Here is a 12,542-nt window from a genome sequence, read left to right on the forward strand (position 1 = left end):
GTGCCACCGTGATGATCAACGGTTGCGGCGTTGCGCCCACCCGACCAACGACTCCCCCACACCACAGGAGCCCTCCGTGACCCGGATGCGTCCGACCGTCCGACGCCTCGCGGCGTCGACCGCGGCGGCGGGAATGCTCGCCTTCGCCGGGTGCTCGGCCCCGGCCACTCCCGACGGCTCAGCCGGCGGTACGACGCTGGTCGTGGCCACCTCCGACGAGCCCGACGCGCTGAACCCGGTGCTCAACTTCGGCGTCGACGGCGCCGCGCTGATCTTCGACGGGCTCGTCGCCCGCGACGGTGACAACCGCCTCGTCCCCGGGCTGGCCACGGCGCTGCCGACGGTGTCGACGGACGGGCGCACCGTGACCGCGAAACTGCGTGACGGCGTGCAGTTCCACGACGGCACCACGCTGAGCGCGGCGGATGTCGCCTTCACCTACCAGGCGGTGCTGGACCCGAAGGTGGACTCCACGCTCCGCTCCGACCTGGACATGGTGGAGTCGGTGACCACACCCGACGCGGCGACCGTCGTGTTCCGGCTGCGCTACCCGTACGCGCCGTTCCTGCAACGACTCACCCTCGGCATCGTGCCGTCGAAGCTGCTCAGCGGGCAGGACATCAACACCACCGGGTTCAACCGGAAGCCGATCGGGACCGGGCCGTACCAGGTCGAGTCCTGGACGCCGGGTGACCGGCTGGTGCTCACCGCGAACGAGCGCTGGTTCGGTGGCCGGCCGACGAACGACCGGGTGGTGGTGGCGTTCGTGGCCGACGACAACGTCCGCGCCCAGCGGATGCGGGCCGGAGAGTTCGACGCCGCCGAGCTGCCGCCGAAGCTCGCCTCCGGCTTCGACGCCGACAGCGCGTACCGGGTGCAGCGGGTGCCGACCGCCGACTACCGGGGTGTGATGCTGCCGATGGGCAACCCGGTCCTCGCCGACCCGGCGGTCCGCCGGGCGCTCAACCTCGCCGTCGACCGGGCCGCGATGGTCTCCGGAATCCTCGGTGGCGCCGGCGAACCGGCGTTCGGCCCGATCCCGCCGACCTCCGAGTTCGCCGACCCCTCGATCGTCGGCAGGCCGACCGCCGACCCGACGGCGGCAGGCGCGCTGCTCGACGCGGCCGGCTGGAAACCGGGTGCGAACGGGGTACGGGTCAAGGACGGTCGACCGGCCCGGTTCACGCTGATGTACCCGGCCAGCGACACGCTGCGCAAGGACCTGGCCCTGGCCGTCACCGCCGACGCGAAGAAGATCGGCATCGAGGTCACCCCGGCCGGGCTCACCTGGGACGCCATCGATCCGCGGATGAAATCCGACGCCCTGCTGATGGGCTACGGCACGCCGTACGACCCGGACTTCGTCTCGTACAAACTCTTCAGCTCCCAGTTCGCGGGGCAGGGCTACTTCAACCCCGGCTCGTACCGCTCCGAGGTGACCGACCGGGCCCTCCAGCAGGGCCGCGACCAGATCGACCCGGCCCTGCGCAAGGTCGCGTACGCGCAGTTCCAGAAGCAGTTGGCCGCCGACGTGCCGTGGCTGTTCCTCACCTACCTGCGACACACCTACGTGCTGAAGTCCTCCGTCCAGGGCGCGGCCCCCCGGGTCGAGGCGCACGAGCACGGGGTGGCGAACAGCATCTGGTGGAACATCAACACCTGGACGCGCTCGTGACCCGCTCCGGCCGACTGGCCGGGGCCGGGGCGGTGGTCCGACGTCGACTCCTGGTCGCCGTGCCGGTGCTCGCCGCGACCAGCGTCGGCATGTTCGCTCTGGGTGCCGCCTCCCCTGTCGACCCCGCCAAGCAGTACGCGGGCGCGGCGGCCTTCACCGCCAGCGAGGAGAACCTGGCGCAGATCCGCACCAACTGGGGTGTCGACGACCCCCTGCCGGTGCAGTACCTGCGTTGGATCGGCAACCTGGTCCAAGGCGACCTGGGCTGGTCGACGAGCCGGCACGAGCCGGTCGCCTCGGTGCTCGCCGCCCGGGCCGGCTGGACGCTGCTGCTGATCGGCGTGGCCCTGGCTCTGGCCCTGGTCGGGAGCCTGCTGCTGGGCTCGTTGGCCGCGTACCGCCGGGGTGGGCTGTTCGACCGCGCGCTACGGACGGCCGCCTATGCGGTGCAGTCGATGCCGGTGTTCTGGCTGGGCCTGGCGGCGATCGCCGTGTTCGCGCTGGCCCTGGGCTGGTTGCCGGCCGGCGGGCTCACCGATGTCACAGCGACCGGCACGTCCTGGGGCGACGTGGCGCACCACCTGATCCTGCCGGTCGGGGTGTTGGCCGTGTCCCAGGCGCCGTGGTTCGTGCTGTTCGTCCGGGACGCGGTCGCGGAGAGCATGCGCGACGACCACGTGCTCGCGGCGCGGGCACGCGGGTTGCCCGGCCGGACGGTCCTGTTCGGGCACGCGTTACGGACCGCGCTGCTGCCGTTCCTCACCCTGGTCGGCACCCACCTGCCCGAGCTGGTCGGCGGGGCGGTGCTGGTCGAGACGGTCTTCTCGCTGCCGGGCCTCGGCGCGGTCACGGTCGCCGCCGCGCTGGGCAGCGACTTCCCGCTGCTGGCGGCGATCACGCTGGCCACCACCGCTGTGGTGCTGGCCGCGAACCTCGCGACCGACCTGGCCTACGCCGCCGCCGACCCGAGGGTACGACTCGATGGCTGACCTTGCTACCCGACCGCCGCTGCTCCACCTGGCCCGGTCCCGGCTGCGGCTGCGACCTGGCCAGACCGGTGTCGTCATCGCCGGTCTGGTCCTGCTGACGACCGTCGCCGGCTCGCTGCTCGCACCGCTCGTCTGGCCGCTCGACCAGAGCGCCGTCGCGCTGGACCAGACCCGGTTGGCACCGTCCTGGGCCCACCTCGCCGGGACTGACGACCTGGGCCGCGACGTGGCGCACCGGGCCGTCTACGGGCTGCGGGTCTCGTTGCTCGTCGGGGCGGTCGCCGCGCTCGTCGCCACCGTCCTGGGGGGCGTGATCGGCGGGATCGCCGGCACGCTCGGCGGCCGGGTCGACCGGATCCTGATGCGGATCGTGGACACCATCGCCGCGATGCCGCACCTGCTGCTGGGCATCTTCATCGTGGCCATGCTGCGGCCCAGCCTCGGTGCCGTGATCGCCTCCGTCGGGCTCACCCACTGGCTGTCCACCGCCCGCATCGTCCGATCCGAGGTGCTCAGTCTGCGGACCCGACCGTTCGTCGATGCCGCGATCAGTGGCGGAGCCGGCCGATTCCGGGTCCTCACCCGGCACCTGCTGCCGCACGTGCTGCCCCGGTTGGCGTTGGCCACCACGCTGATGATCCCGCACGCGGTGTGGCACGAGACCGCCCTGTCGTTCCTCGGCCTGGGCCTGCCGCCGCACCTCGCCTCACTGGGCAACATGATCAATGACGGTCAGGGGTCGCTGCTGACCGGTGCCTGGTGGGCGAGCCTGGCGCCGGGCGCGGTCATCGTCGTCGTCACTCTCGCCATCGCGGTCCTCGCCGCCCGTTGGCGTGACCGCTTCGATCCCCGGGTTCGAGCGGAGCTGCACCTGTGACCACCACCGAATCCGTTCCCGCCCCGGCGTCGCAGCGCGCCGCCACGAGTCGGCCGCTGCTCGCCGTGGATGGCCTCGGCGTCGAGTTCCGGCTGCGCGACGCGCGAGTGCGCGCCGTCACCGATCTTCACCTCACCGTCCGGGCCGGCGAGCTGCTGGCCGTCGTCGGCGAGTCCGGCTGCGGCAAGTCCGTCCTGGCCCACGCTCTGCTCGGCCTGCTGCCGGCCAACGCCACGACCACCGGCCACGCCGTCCTGCACGAGCCGGACGGCGAACCGGTCGACCTGATCACCTGCGGTCAACGCCAGCTGGCCCGGCGGGTACGCGGGCGCCTGGTGGGCCTGGTGCCGCAGAGCCCGGCCACCGCCCTGAACCCGGTCCGCACCGGACGGCGGCTGCTCGCCGAGACGCTGCGGGCGCACGGCCGCGACCGCGCCGACGCCGACCAGCTCGCTGTCGACGTCGGGCTCGACCCGGCGGACCTGGACCGCTACCCCCATGAGCTGTCCGGCGGGATGGCACAGCGGCTGGTCACCGCGCTAGCGCTGGCACCCGACCCGGCGCTGCTCATCGCCGACGAGCCCACCACCGGGCTGGACCGGCCGCTGGTCGACCACACCCTCGACCTGCTGCGCCGCCGCTGCGACAACGGCTCGGCGGTCGTGCTCATCACGCACGACCTGACCGCCGCGCGCCGGGTCGCCGACACCGTCGCCGTGATGTACGCCAGCCGCCTCGTGGAGCACCGCGACGCCGACGAACTCTTCACCGCGCCGACCCACCCGTACGCCTCGGCGTTGCTCGACGCCCTGCCGGACCGGGCCTTCCGGCCGGTGCCGGGCGACCCGCCGATGCTCACCGCGCTGCCCCCCGGTTGCGCGTTCGCGCCCCGCTGCCCGCACCGCACCGACACCTGCGCCGACCGACCTGAGCCGACACCGGCCACCGGCGGCGGCACGGTGGCCTGCCACCATCCGATCCTTTCGGGAGCCACCCCGTGACCGACACGCCACACCTGCTCGCCGACGAGGTGACCGTCGGGTACGGCCGCCAGGTCGTCCTCGACCGCGTCACGGTACGGATCGACCGGGGCGAGACGGTCGGACTGCGCGGGCCGTCCGGCTGCGGGAAGTCGACGCTGGTACGGGTCCTGGCCCTGCTGCACCAACCCGACCAGGGCCGGGTCAGCATCGACGGCACCGCCGTAAACGCCGTCCGGTACGCCGTACCGGTCGCCCTGCGGACCCGCGTCGCCGCTCTCTTCCAGAGCCCGCGTGCCGCCGCCGACCCCCGCCTGAGCCTCGCCGACCTGATCGCCGAACCGCTACGCGCCACCCGGACACCCGAGGCGGCGGTCCGGGAACGGGTGGCCGAACTCGCCGACCTGGTCGGCCTCACCGCGGATCTGCGCGGCCGACGTCCGCACGCGGTCTCCGACGGGCAACTGCAACGCGCCTGCCTGGCCCGGGCCCTCGTGCACCGTCCCGACTACCTGCTCTGCGACGAGGCCACCGCGATGCTCGACGCGTCGACGCAGGCGCACGTCGCCGCCGTCATCAGCGACTACCAGCGGACCCGGCAGGCCGGGGTCCTGGTCATCAGCCACGACCAGACCCTCCTGGAGCGCTGGAGTGACCGGATCGTCGACCTGGCCAGCACGGCACCCGCACGGGTCTGACCTCCCGGCCGACGGGTTCCCACTCAATCGGCGATGTCCACGATGACCTTGCCGTTGGCGGTGCCGTCGGCAACCAGGCGGTGGGCGTCCATCACCGTGTCGAGCGTGAACCGGCGCGCGTCCAGTCGGGGACGCAGCGCACCGGCTTCGGCCAGCGCCGCGATCTCGCGCAGGATGGCACCGTGGTGTTCGCGGCCCCGCCCGGTGAGCATCGGCAGCAGGGTGAACACGCCGGAGTAGGTGGCGCCCCGGAACGACAGCGGGGCGAGCGAGTGTGCGCCCCAGCCCAGCGCGCTGACGACGTGCCCGTGGTAGGTGCGGACCGCCGCGAACGAGGCGTCGAGGGTCGTGCCACCGACGTTGTCGACGATGATGTCGAACCCCTCACCGCCGGTGTGCCTCTCGACGTACTCGTCGACGCTGCTCGCGGTGTAGTCGATCGGCACGGCGCCCAGGCTCTCGATCACCCGCAGGCTCGCCGGCCGACCCGTGGCGTACACCTCGGCGCCTCGCGCCCGGGCGAGTTGCACGCCCACGTACCCGACACCGCCCGCACCGCCGTGCACCAGCACCTTCTGCCCGGCGTGGACCCCGGCCCGGTCGACCAGCCCTTCCCAGGAGGTGATCGCCGCCAACGGCAGCGCGGCGGCCTCCCGCATCGAGAGGTTGTTCGGCTTGTGAGCCAGCAACCGGGCGTCCACGGCGGTGTACCCGGCCAACGAGCCCGGCAGGTCACCGACTCCCCCGCACAGCCCGTACACCTCGTCTCCCGGGCTAAATCCGGTCACCTCCGCGTCGACCGCCGCGACCGCACCGGCGAGATCCATGCCGAGCACCGCGGGTAGCTGGACACGCGCGTGTGCGGCTTTCCCTGCCTGGATCTTCGTGTCGAGCGGGTTGACCCCGCTGGCGACGACCCGGACCAGCACCTGACCGGGGCCAGGGGCGGGGTCGCCGATCTCCTCGACCGTCAGCGGAACGTCGAACTCCCGCAGCACCGCAGCCCGCATAACCCTCACACTCTCCGTGATCGAGACGTCACGTGGACGCTATCTGACCGGATTGCCGGCCGGGACGCATCCTTGATGACGCATCGCGGGGCTCGTCGGAACTTTCGGCCGACCCCGCCGACCACCCGGATAGTGGCCGCCAGGGCTCGTCAGCTTTTGCCATGTGAGGAAAAAGTTCTTCACCTCTTGTAAAAAGTCTCAGCGCGGTGAGGATATTCAGATGCGTCGTCACCCTCAGATTCCTGGGCGGGTGGTCGCGGGCCTTCTCGCGATCCTCCTCGCCTCGGCGGTCGCTCTCCTCGCGTCCGCTCAGCCCGCCGCAGCTCACGGGACCCTCGCGATGTCCACGCCGGCGGGTGGCGCCACGGTGCGCGAGGCGTTGACGTCGGTGCAGCTGTTCTTCACCGAGAAGGCCGCGGCCAACGCGTTCTTCACGGTCACCGCGCCGGGTGGCATCCGGGTCGACAATGGCTGGTCGTACGGGGAGCCGAAGCCGCTGGACCAGCCGGTGCGCGAGTACTTCCTGGTCAACGGCCAGTTCGAGCCGCGTGAGTACACGACCGGGTTCCCCGCGACGGTGGCGGTCGCGCACCTGCCGGCCAAAGGTGAGTACTCGGTGAGCTACCTGTCGGTCGCCTCCGACGGCGACCCCGTACGCGGGACCCTGACCTTCCGCTACGCCGGGCCGGTGACGGCCGCGCCCAAGGGGTGGAGCCCGCCGACGACCCAGCCGGATCCGGCGCTGTTGGCCACCGCCGAGCAACACGGGTCATCCGGGCAGGTTTCGGCAGTCCCGACGGTAGCGGCCGAGACGGCGATTCCGCCGTCCGCGGCAGCGGCTGCGCCGACCGAATCGACTGACGGGAACGGCCCCGGAGCGGTCGCCTGGGTCGGGCTGGCGGTGGTCGCGGTGGCGGTCGCGGTGGCTGGATTCGTCGCCTGGCGTCGGCGGACGTCCCCCACTGGCAGACCCGCCGGCCGGGGCCGTACCGCCCCGGCGACATCCGGTCGACGCGGCGCCGGCGCCCGTCCCGGCCCCAGGACCCCCGGCACCAAGGGCGCCGGTAGCAGGATCGCCGCTGCCAAGGGCGCCCTCGCCACGACGGACAGTCGACCGCCCGCCGACCCCGGAGCATCGCCAGACCCGGACCTCGCCAGCGCGACGCCCGGATCCCGGCTGAGCAACACCGGGCTGGCATTGTTCGTCGGTGCCCTGGTGCTGGCCCTGCTCGGCGGCTTCGGGTTGGCGCGCATCAGCGGCAACGAGGGCCCGGCCGCCGACACCGCCCGGCAGCCGGCGGGCGGTCCGCCCGCCTCCGGCCCGGCGGTGTCCGCGACCGACGGACACCAACACCCGGCGGGTACCGGGCCGCACACGCACCGGGGCGACAGCGGAACAGGCGAGACGCTCGCCACCGGGACGACCGTCAGCGCCGCCGGCTTCACGCTGCAACCGCTGGAACGAACCCAACCCGCCGGGGTACGCGCCGACTACCGCTTCCGGATCGTCGGCACCGACCGGCAACCGGCGACCCGCTTCGCGGTCGTGCACGACAAGCCGTTGCACCTGATCGTGGTGGGCCGTGACCTGAGCGGTTACCAGCACCTGCACCCGACGATGGCACCTGACGGCACCTGGAGCGTCCCGCTGACGCTGGCCCGACCCGGCGGCTACCGGGTCTACGCCGATTTCTCCGTCACCACCGCCAACGGCAGCCAGCAGCCCCTGGTGCTGGGCGTCGACCACACGGTGCCCGGCGCGCACACCCCGGCCGTGCTGCCACCGGCGCAGGCGCAGGCGGCGGCCGGTCCTTACGCGGTGTCGATGACCGGTACCCCGACGGTGGGGGTGACGGCGCCGATCCACTTCCAGATCAACCGCGCCGACACCGCCGCGCCCGCCCAGTTGGAGCGCTACCTGGGCGCGTACGGGCACCTGGTCGTCGTGCGGGAGGGCGACCTCGGCTACGTGCACGTCCACCCCGAGCAGGAACTGGTCGACGGGACTGTCAAGTTCTGGCTGACCACGCCGAGTTCAGGGCGGTACCGGGCCTTCTTCGACTTCCAGGTCGACGGGAAGGTCCACACCGCCGAGTACACGATCGACGTGCCCTGAGCCTGGAACTTTCTCCGTGCTGCGGCCGACCTACCAGCCAGCAGCAATCATCGGAGGAAGAACACATGCTCAGCACCAGTCCGCTCGGTCCACGCCGCCGTTCGGCCGCGATCCTCGCCGCCACGCTCCTGACGGTGGGCGCCGCCGGATGCGGCTCGTCGGACTCCCCATCGACCCCGCAGGCGGGCCCGTCCGTGTCGACCTCGGCCAACCCGGACGGTGGTGTGCTCGGCATTCGTGACCCGTGGGTGAAGGCCGCCGACAAGGGCATGACGGCGGCCTTCGGCACCCTGGTCAACGACGGCGACAGCGACGTCACGGTGACCGGTGCCACGACACCGCTGTCGCCGATGGAGCTGCACGAGATGACCATGAAGGACGGCAAGATGGTCATGCAGGCCAAGCAGGGTGGCATCGTGATCAAGGCCAGGAGCACGCACGCCCTGGAGCCCGGTGGCGACCACCTCATGCTGATGAACCTCACCAAGCCCGTCCAGGCCGGCGACGAGTTGACCTTCACCTTGACGTTCGCCGACGGCAAGACACAGCAGTTCCGCGCCGTGGCCAAGCCGTTCACCGGGGCGCAGGAGAGCTACGCCCCGGGGCACGGCCAGCCCCTGCCCGGCATGAGCGCCACGCCGGAGACGAGCATGAGCCCGGCATCGTGACGCAGCCGCCACCTGTCCGGCCGGTGAGCAGGCGTGGCCTGCTCACCGGCGGGGCCCTGGCCGCCGGCGGAGCCCTCGCTGGCGCAGCCGCCATCGCCACGACTCGTACCGGCGGTGGGCAACCGCAGGCCGCCCCCGACGCCACGCCGGTGGCGAGCGTCGGCGGCCTGGTCGAGCCGTTCCACGGCGCCCGGCAGGCCGGGGTGGCCACCGCACCGCAGGCCCACGCGTCGTTCGTGGCGTTCACAGTGCGGGCCGGCGTTGACCGGGCCGCGCTGGGCCGGATGCTGCGGCTGCTCACCGACGACGCCGCCCGGCTCACCCAGGGCCGGCCCGCGCTGGCCGACACCGAGGCCGAACTGGGGCTGCTGCCGGCACGGCTGACAGTGACCTTCGGCTTCGGACCCGGCCTCTACCGGGCGGCCGGCGTCGAGGACCGGAGGCCGACCTCGGTGGCCGACCTGCCGTCGTTCCGCATCGACCGGCTCCAACCGGCCTGGTCCGGCGGTGACCTGCTGCTCCAGATCTGCGCGGACGACGCGATCACCGTGGCCCACGCCCAACGGGTCCTGATCAAGGACAGCCGGCCGTTCGCCACAGTGCGGTGGGTCCAGCAGGGCTTCCGGCGCAGCCCCGGTGTCGAGCCGGGTGGCCACACCCAACGCAACCTGTTCGGTCAGCTCGACGGCACCGCCAACCCGCGACCCGGCGCGCCCATGGACACCGCGCTCTGGGTGCCGGACGGCCCGGCGTGGCTGCGCAACAGCACCACCGTGGTGGTGCGGCGAATCAGCATGAACATGGAAACCTGGGACCTGCTCGGCCGGGCCGACCGCGAACTCGCCGTCGGGCGGCGGCTCGACAGCGGCGCCCCGCTCACCGGCACCGCCGAACACGACGAACCCGACTTCGCCGCCACCGGCCCCGACGGCCTCACCGTCATTCCCGACTTCTCGCATCTGACCCGCGCCCATGTCACCGACGATCGGTTGAAGATCCTTCGCCGGCCGTACAACTACGACGGCGCGCCGACGGCCGAGGGTCACGCGGACAGCGGCCTGATCTTCACGTCGTACCAGGCCGACATCGCCCGGCAGTTCCTGCCCATCCAGCGCCGGCTGGCCGACCGGGACCTGCTCAACGAATGGACCACGCCGATCGGGTCCGCCGTCTTCGCCATCCCGCCCGGATGTCCACCGGGCGGTTGGATCGGCGAGCAGGTGCTCGGATGACCGGGTCGCCGTCGCGCCCCACCGCCGTCCGGCTCGGCGCGGCGGTGCTCGCCGTCGTCGTGGCGGTGCTCATCCCGACCGGCCCGGCCTGGGCCCACAACTCGCTCCGGGCGGCCACGCCCGCCCGCGACGCGACAGTGTCGAGCGCACCGACCGAGGTCACGCTCGAATTCATGCAGCGGCTCGACCCCGCCTTCACCACGATCGTGCTCACCGACGCCGCCAAGCGGAAACTCTCCACCGGCGAACCGGTGGTCACCGGAGCGACGAGCACGGTTCAGGTGACCGACACCCTGCCGAACGGGACCTACACCGTCGCCTACCGGGTCGTCTCCGTCGACGGGCACCCGGTTCAGGGGTCGTACCCGTTCACGGTGGCCGATCCCACCTCCAGCGCCGCGCCGGTTGCCAACCTCAGCGCGTCAGCGCCCGCCCCGGCCGCCGCCGGCGCGGAGTCCGACGACGGCCCGAGCGCCGGTGTGCTCGTGGCGGGGGCCGCGCTGGCCCTCCTCGTCCTGGTGACGGCCGTTGGGCTGCGGTGGCGACGGACGGTGCGGCGCTGATCAGACGGTGATCCGCTCCACAGTGGGGCGGACCGGCAGCGACGCTCACCGCACGGCCCGGACCGGCCTGCCCGGCCTTGCACGTCTCCGGAACCAGCGGCGTCTCTCCCCCGACTACCAGTCAGGGGCCGACGCGACACCTCACCGGGCGACCAGACCAGCACGGGAAACACCTACCGGGTGACTCCCGACTCTTCCGATCGGATCACCATGTCTCTGACCGAACTGTCCGGCACGCCGACGCCGGAACCCGCCCCGACCGCCGAGAAACCGGCCCGGCCGGCCCGACGCACGTCACCGTTCGGTGCGCTGCTGCTGCGGCTGCACTTCTACGCCGGCATTCTCGTCGCCCCGTTCCTGGTGGTCGCCGCGCTGACCGGCCTGGCCTACACCACCACCCCGCAACTCGACGCCATCCTCTACGGCGACCAGCTGACCGTCGCCGAGGTGGGTGACCGTCAGCTGCCGCTGGCCGAGCAGATCGGGGCCGCGCGCAACGCGCACCCGGACGGCAGCATCACCACCGTGCAACCCGGTGCCGGCGACCAGACCACCAAAGTGGTGTTCTCCCTGCCCGAGCTTGGCGAGAACCAGCACACCGTCTACATCGATCCGTACACCGGCGAGTCCCAGGGGCAGCTCACCACCTGGTTCGGGTCCACGCCGATCACCACCTGGCTGGACGACCTGCACCGCCACCTGCATTTGGGCGCGGTGGGTGAGCACTACTCCGAGCTGGCCGCGAGTTGGCTGTGGGTGATGGCGCTCGGCGGGGTCGTCCTCTGGTGGCGTCGACGCGGCTCCGGCCGCACCGCCGCCCGGCATCTGCTCGTGCCGGACCTGTCCACCGGTAAGGGTGTCCGCCGCACCCGGGGCTGGCACGCCACCACCGGCATCTGGCTCACCGTCGGCCTGCTCTTCCTGTCGGTCACCGGCCTGACCTGGTCCCGGTACGCGGGCGCGAACTTCGCCGCCGGCCTCGACGCGCTGAGCGCCCGCGCTCCGGAGATCTCCACCAGCCTCACCGTCGGCCCCACCGACCCGGCCGAGACCGGCGGCGATCACGAGCACGGGGCCGCCGCGGCTGGCGGGGTCGTCGAGTCGGCGGCCTTCGACCGGGTCCTGTCCGTCGCTCGCGACGCGGGCCTCTCCGGTCCCGTCGAGATCGCCCCCGCGCCGCAGCCGGGCTCCGCCTGGACCGTCACCCAGGTCGACAACACCTGGCCGGTCAGGAAGGACCGGATCGCCGTCGACCCGGCCTCCGAGACGGTCGCCGCCCGCAGCGACTTCGCCGACTGGCCCCTGCTGGCCAAACTCAGCGGCCTGGGCATCCAGGCCCACATGGGGGTCCTCTTCGGCCTGGTCAACCAGATCCTGCTCGCCGCGCTCGCGCTCGGGCTGCTCTGCGTCATCTTCTGGGGCTACCGGATGTGGTGGCAGCGCCGACCCACCCGCGCCGACCGGCGCGCGCTCGCCGGCACCCCGCCCGCGCGCGGCGGTCTGCGCACCCTGCCGCGCTGGGCGCTGCTGGTCGGCATTCCGGTGGTCGTGGCCGTCGGCTGGACGCTGCCCCTGTTCGGGCTCACAGTGCTCGCGTTCCTCGTCATCGACGTGGTGGCCGGCGCGGTGTCGCGACGCCGACGACCCGCCGCGGCACCCGCCTCCCCGGCATCCGCGGGCAGCTGATCCACCGGTCCGGCCGTCCGATGACGGACGGCCGGACGCCGTGGGCGA

Annotated in this window: 11 protein-coding genes; 10 read left to right on the top strand and 1 reads right to left on the bottom strand. The window is 72.7% G+C overall.

Translation table 11 applies throughout. The features are described 5' to 3' along the window. Positions 1–85 precede the first annotated feature (85 nt). Genes QSK15_RS20540 through QSK15_RS20560 form a run of 5 tightly spaced genes read left to right on the top strand, consistent with a single transcriptional unit; the run spans position 86 to position 5,219 of the window. Complete coding sequence (locus tag QSK15_RS20540; protein ID WP_285796191.1) at positions 86–1,675, top strand: ABC transporter substrate-binding protein; 1,590 nt, start codon at positions 86–88, stop codon at positions 1,673–1,675. Continuing rightward, positions 1,645–2,664, top strand: coding sequence for an ABC transporter permease (locus QSK15_RS20545; protein WP_285795776.1), 1,020 nt, complete (start codon positions 1,645–1,647; stop codon positions 2,662–2,664). The genes QSK15_RS20540 and QSK15_RS20545 overlap by 31 nt, the downstream gene beginning before the upstream one ends. Continuing rightward, positions 2,657–3,541, top strand: a complete 885-nt coding sequence (locus QSK15_RS20550; protein WP_285795777.1) for an ABC transporter permease — start codon at positions 2,657–2,659, stop codon at positions 3,539–3,541. Before QSK15_RS20545 ends, QSK15_RS20550 begins: the two co-directional genes overlap by 8 nt. Continuing rightward, positions 3,538–4,542 (top strand): ABC transporter ATP-binding protein, encoded by a 1,005-nt coding sequence (locus tag QSK15_RS20555; RefSeq protein ID WP_285795778.1) that lies wholly within the window; start codon positions 3,538–3,540, stop codon positions 4,540–4,542. The genes QSK15_RS20550 and QSK15_RS20555 overlap by 4 nt, the downstream gene beginning before the upstream one ends. Continuing rightward, the gene (locus QSK15_RS20560; RefSeq protein ID WP_285795779.1) at positions 4,539–5,219 is read left to right on the top strand and encodes an ABC transporter ATP-binding protein; all 681 of its coding nucleotides are present in this window, start codon (positions 4,539–4,541) and stop codon (positions 5,217–5,219) included. The genes QSK15_RS20555 and QSK15_RS20560 overlap by 4 nt, the downstream gene beginning before the upstream one ends. A gap of 23 nt (positions 5,220–5,242) precedes the next feature. Here the strand turns inward: QSK15_RS20560 and QSK15_RS20565 are convergent, their stop codons facing one another. Next, on the bottom strand, positions 5,243–6,229 hold the full coding sequence (locus tag QSK15_RS20565) for a zinc-dependent alcohol dehydrogenase family protein (protein WP_285795780.1): 987 nt from the start codon (positions 6,227–6,229) through the stop codon (positions 5,243–5,245). A gap of 220 nt (positions 6,230–6,449) precedes the next feature. Between QSK15_RS20565 and QSK15_RS20570 the strand changes: the two genes are divergently transcribed. The 5 genes from QSK15_RS20570 (at position 6,450) to QSK15_RS20590 (ending at position 12,494) form a co-directional block, all read left to right on the top strand. Next, complete coding sequence (locus QSK15_RS20570) at positions 6,450–8,345, top strand: DUF8832 domain-containing protein (protein WP_285795781.1); 1,896 nt, start codon at positions 6,450–6,452, stop codon at positions 8,343–8,345. Positions 8,346–8,410: 65 nt separating this feature from the next. Next, positions 8,411–9,013 carry a copper chaperone PCu(A)C gene (locus tag QSK15_RS20575; protein ID WP_285795782.1) on the top strand — a complete coding sequence of 201 codons (603 nt, stop codon included), beginning with the start codon at positions 8,411–8,413 and terminating at the stop codon, positions 9,011–9,013. Between the two features lie 23 nt (positions 9,014–9,036). After that, a complete protein-coding gene (locus tag QSK15_RS20580) occupies positions 9,037–10,245 on the top strand; it encodes a Dyp-type peroxidase (RefSeq protein WP_285795783.1) in 1,209 nt (402 codons plus the stop codon). After that, positions 10,242–10,808, top strand: a complete 567-nt coding sequence (locus tag QSK15_RS20585) for a copper resistance CopC family protein (protein WP_285795784.1) — start codon at positions 10,242–10,244, stop codon at positions 10,806–10,808. The genes QSK15_RS20580 and QSK15_RS20585 overlap by 4 nt, the downstream gene beginning before the upstream one ends. A gap of 210 nt (positions 10,809–11,018) precedes the next feature. Next, a complete protein-coding gene (locus QSK15_RS20590; RefSeq protein ID WP_285795785.1) occupies positions 11,019–12,494 on the top strand; it encodes a PepSY-associated TM helix domain-containing protein in 1,476 nt (491 codons plus the stop codon). Positions 12,495–12,542: the final 48 nt, after the last annotated feature.

It is taken from the genome of Micromonospora sp. NBRC 107095 (genome assembly GCF_030269705.1).
Classification (GTDB): Bacteria; Actinomycetota; Actinomycetes; order Mycobacteriales; family Micromonosporaceae; genus Micromonospora; species Micromonospora parva.

Excerpts from the sequence above, each read along its gene's own strand:
- QSK15_RS20575 (WP_285795782.1), top strand. The coding sequence starts at position 8,411 with ATGCTCAGCACCAGTCCGCTCGGTCCACGCCGCCGTTCGGCCGCGATC.
- QSK15_RS20565 (WP_285795780.1), bottom strand. The coding sequence starts at position 6,229 with ATGCGGGCTGCGGTGCTGCGGGAGTTCGACGTTCCGCTGACGGTCGAG.
- QSK15_RS20585 (WP_285795784.1), top strand. The coding sequence starts at position 10,242 with ATGACCGGGTCGCCGTCGCGCCCCACCGCCGTCCGGCTCGGCGCGGCG.
- QSK15_RS20540 (WP_285796191.1), top strand. The coding sequence starts at position 86 with ATGCGTCCGACCGTCCGACGCCTCGCGGCGTCGACCGCGGCGGCGGGA.
- QSK15_RS20550 (WP_285795777.1), top strand. The coding sequence starts at position 2,657 with ATGGCTGACCTTGCTACCCGACCGCCGCTGCTCCACCTGGCCCGGTCC.
- QSK15_RS20570 (WP_285795781.1), top strand. The coding sequence starts at position 6,450 with ATGCGTCGTCACCCTCAGATTCCTGGGCGGGTGGTCGCGGGCCTTCTC.
- QSK15_RS20590 (WP_285795785.1), top strand. The coding sequence starts at position 11,019 with ATGTCTCTGACCGAACTGTCCGGCACGCCGACGCCGGAACCCGCCCCG.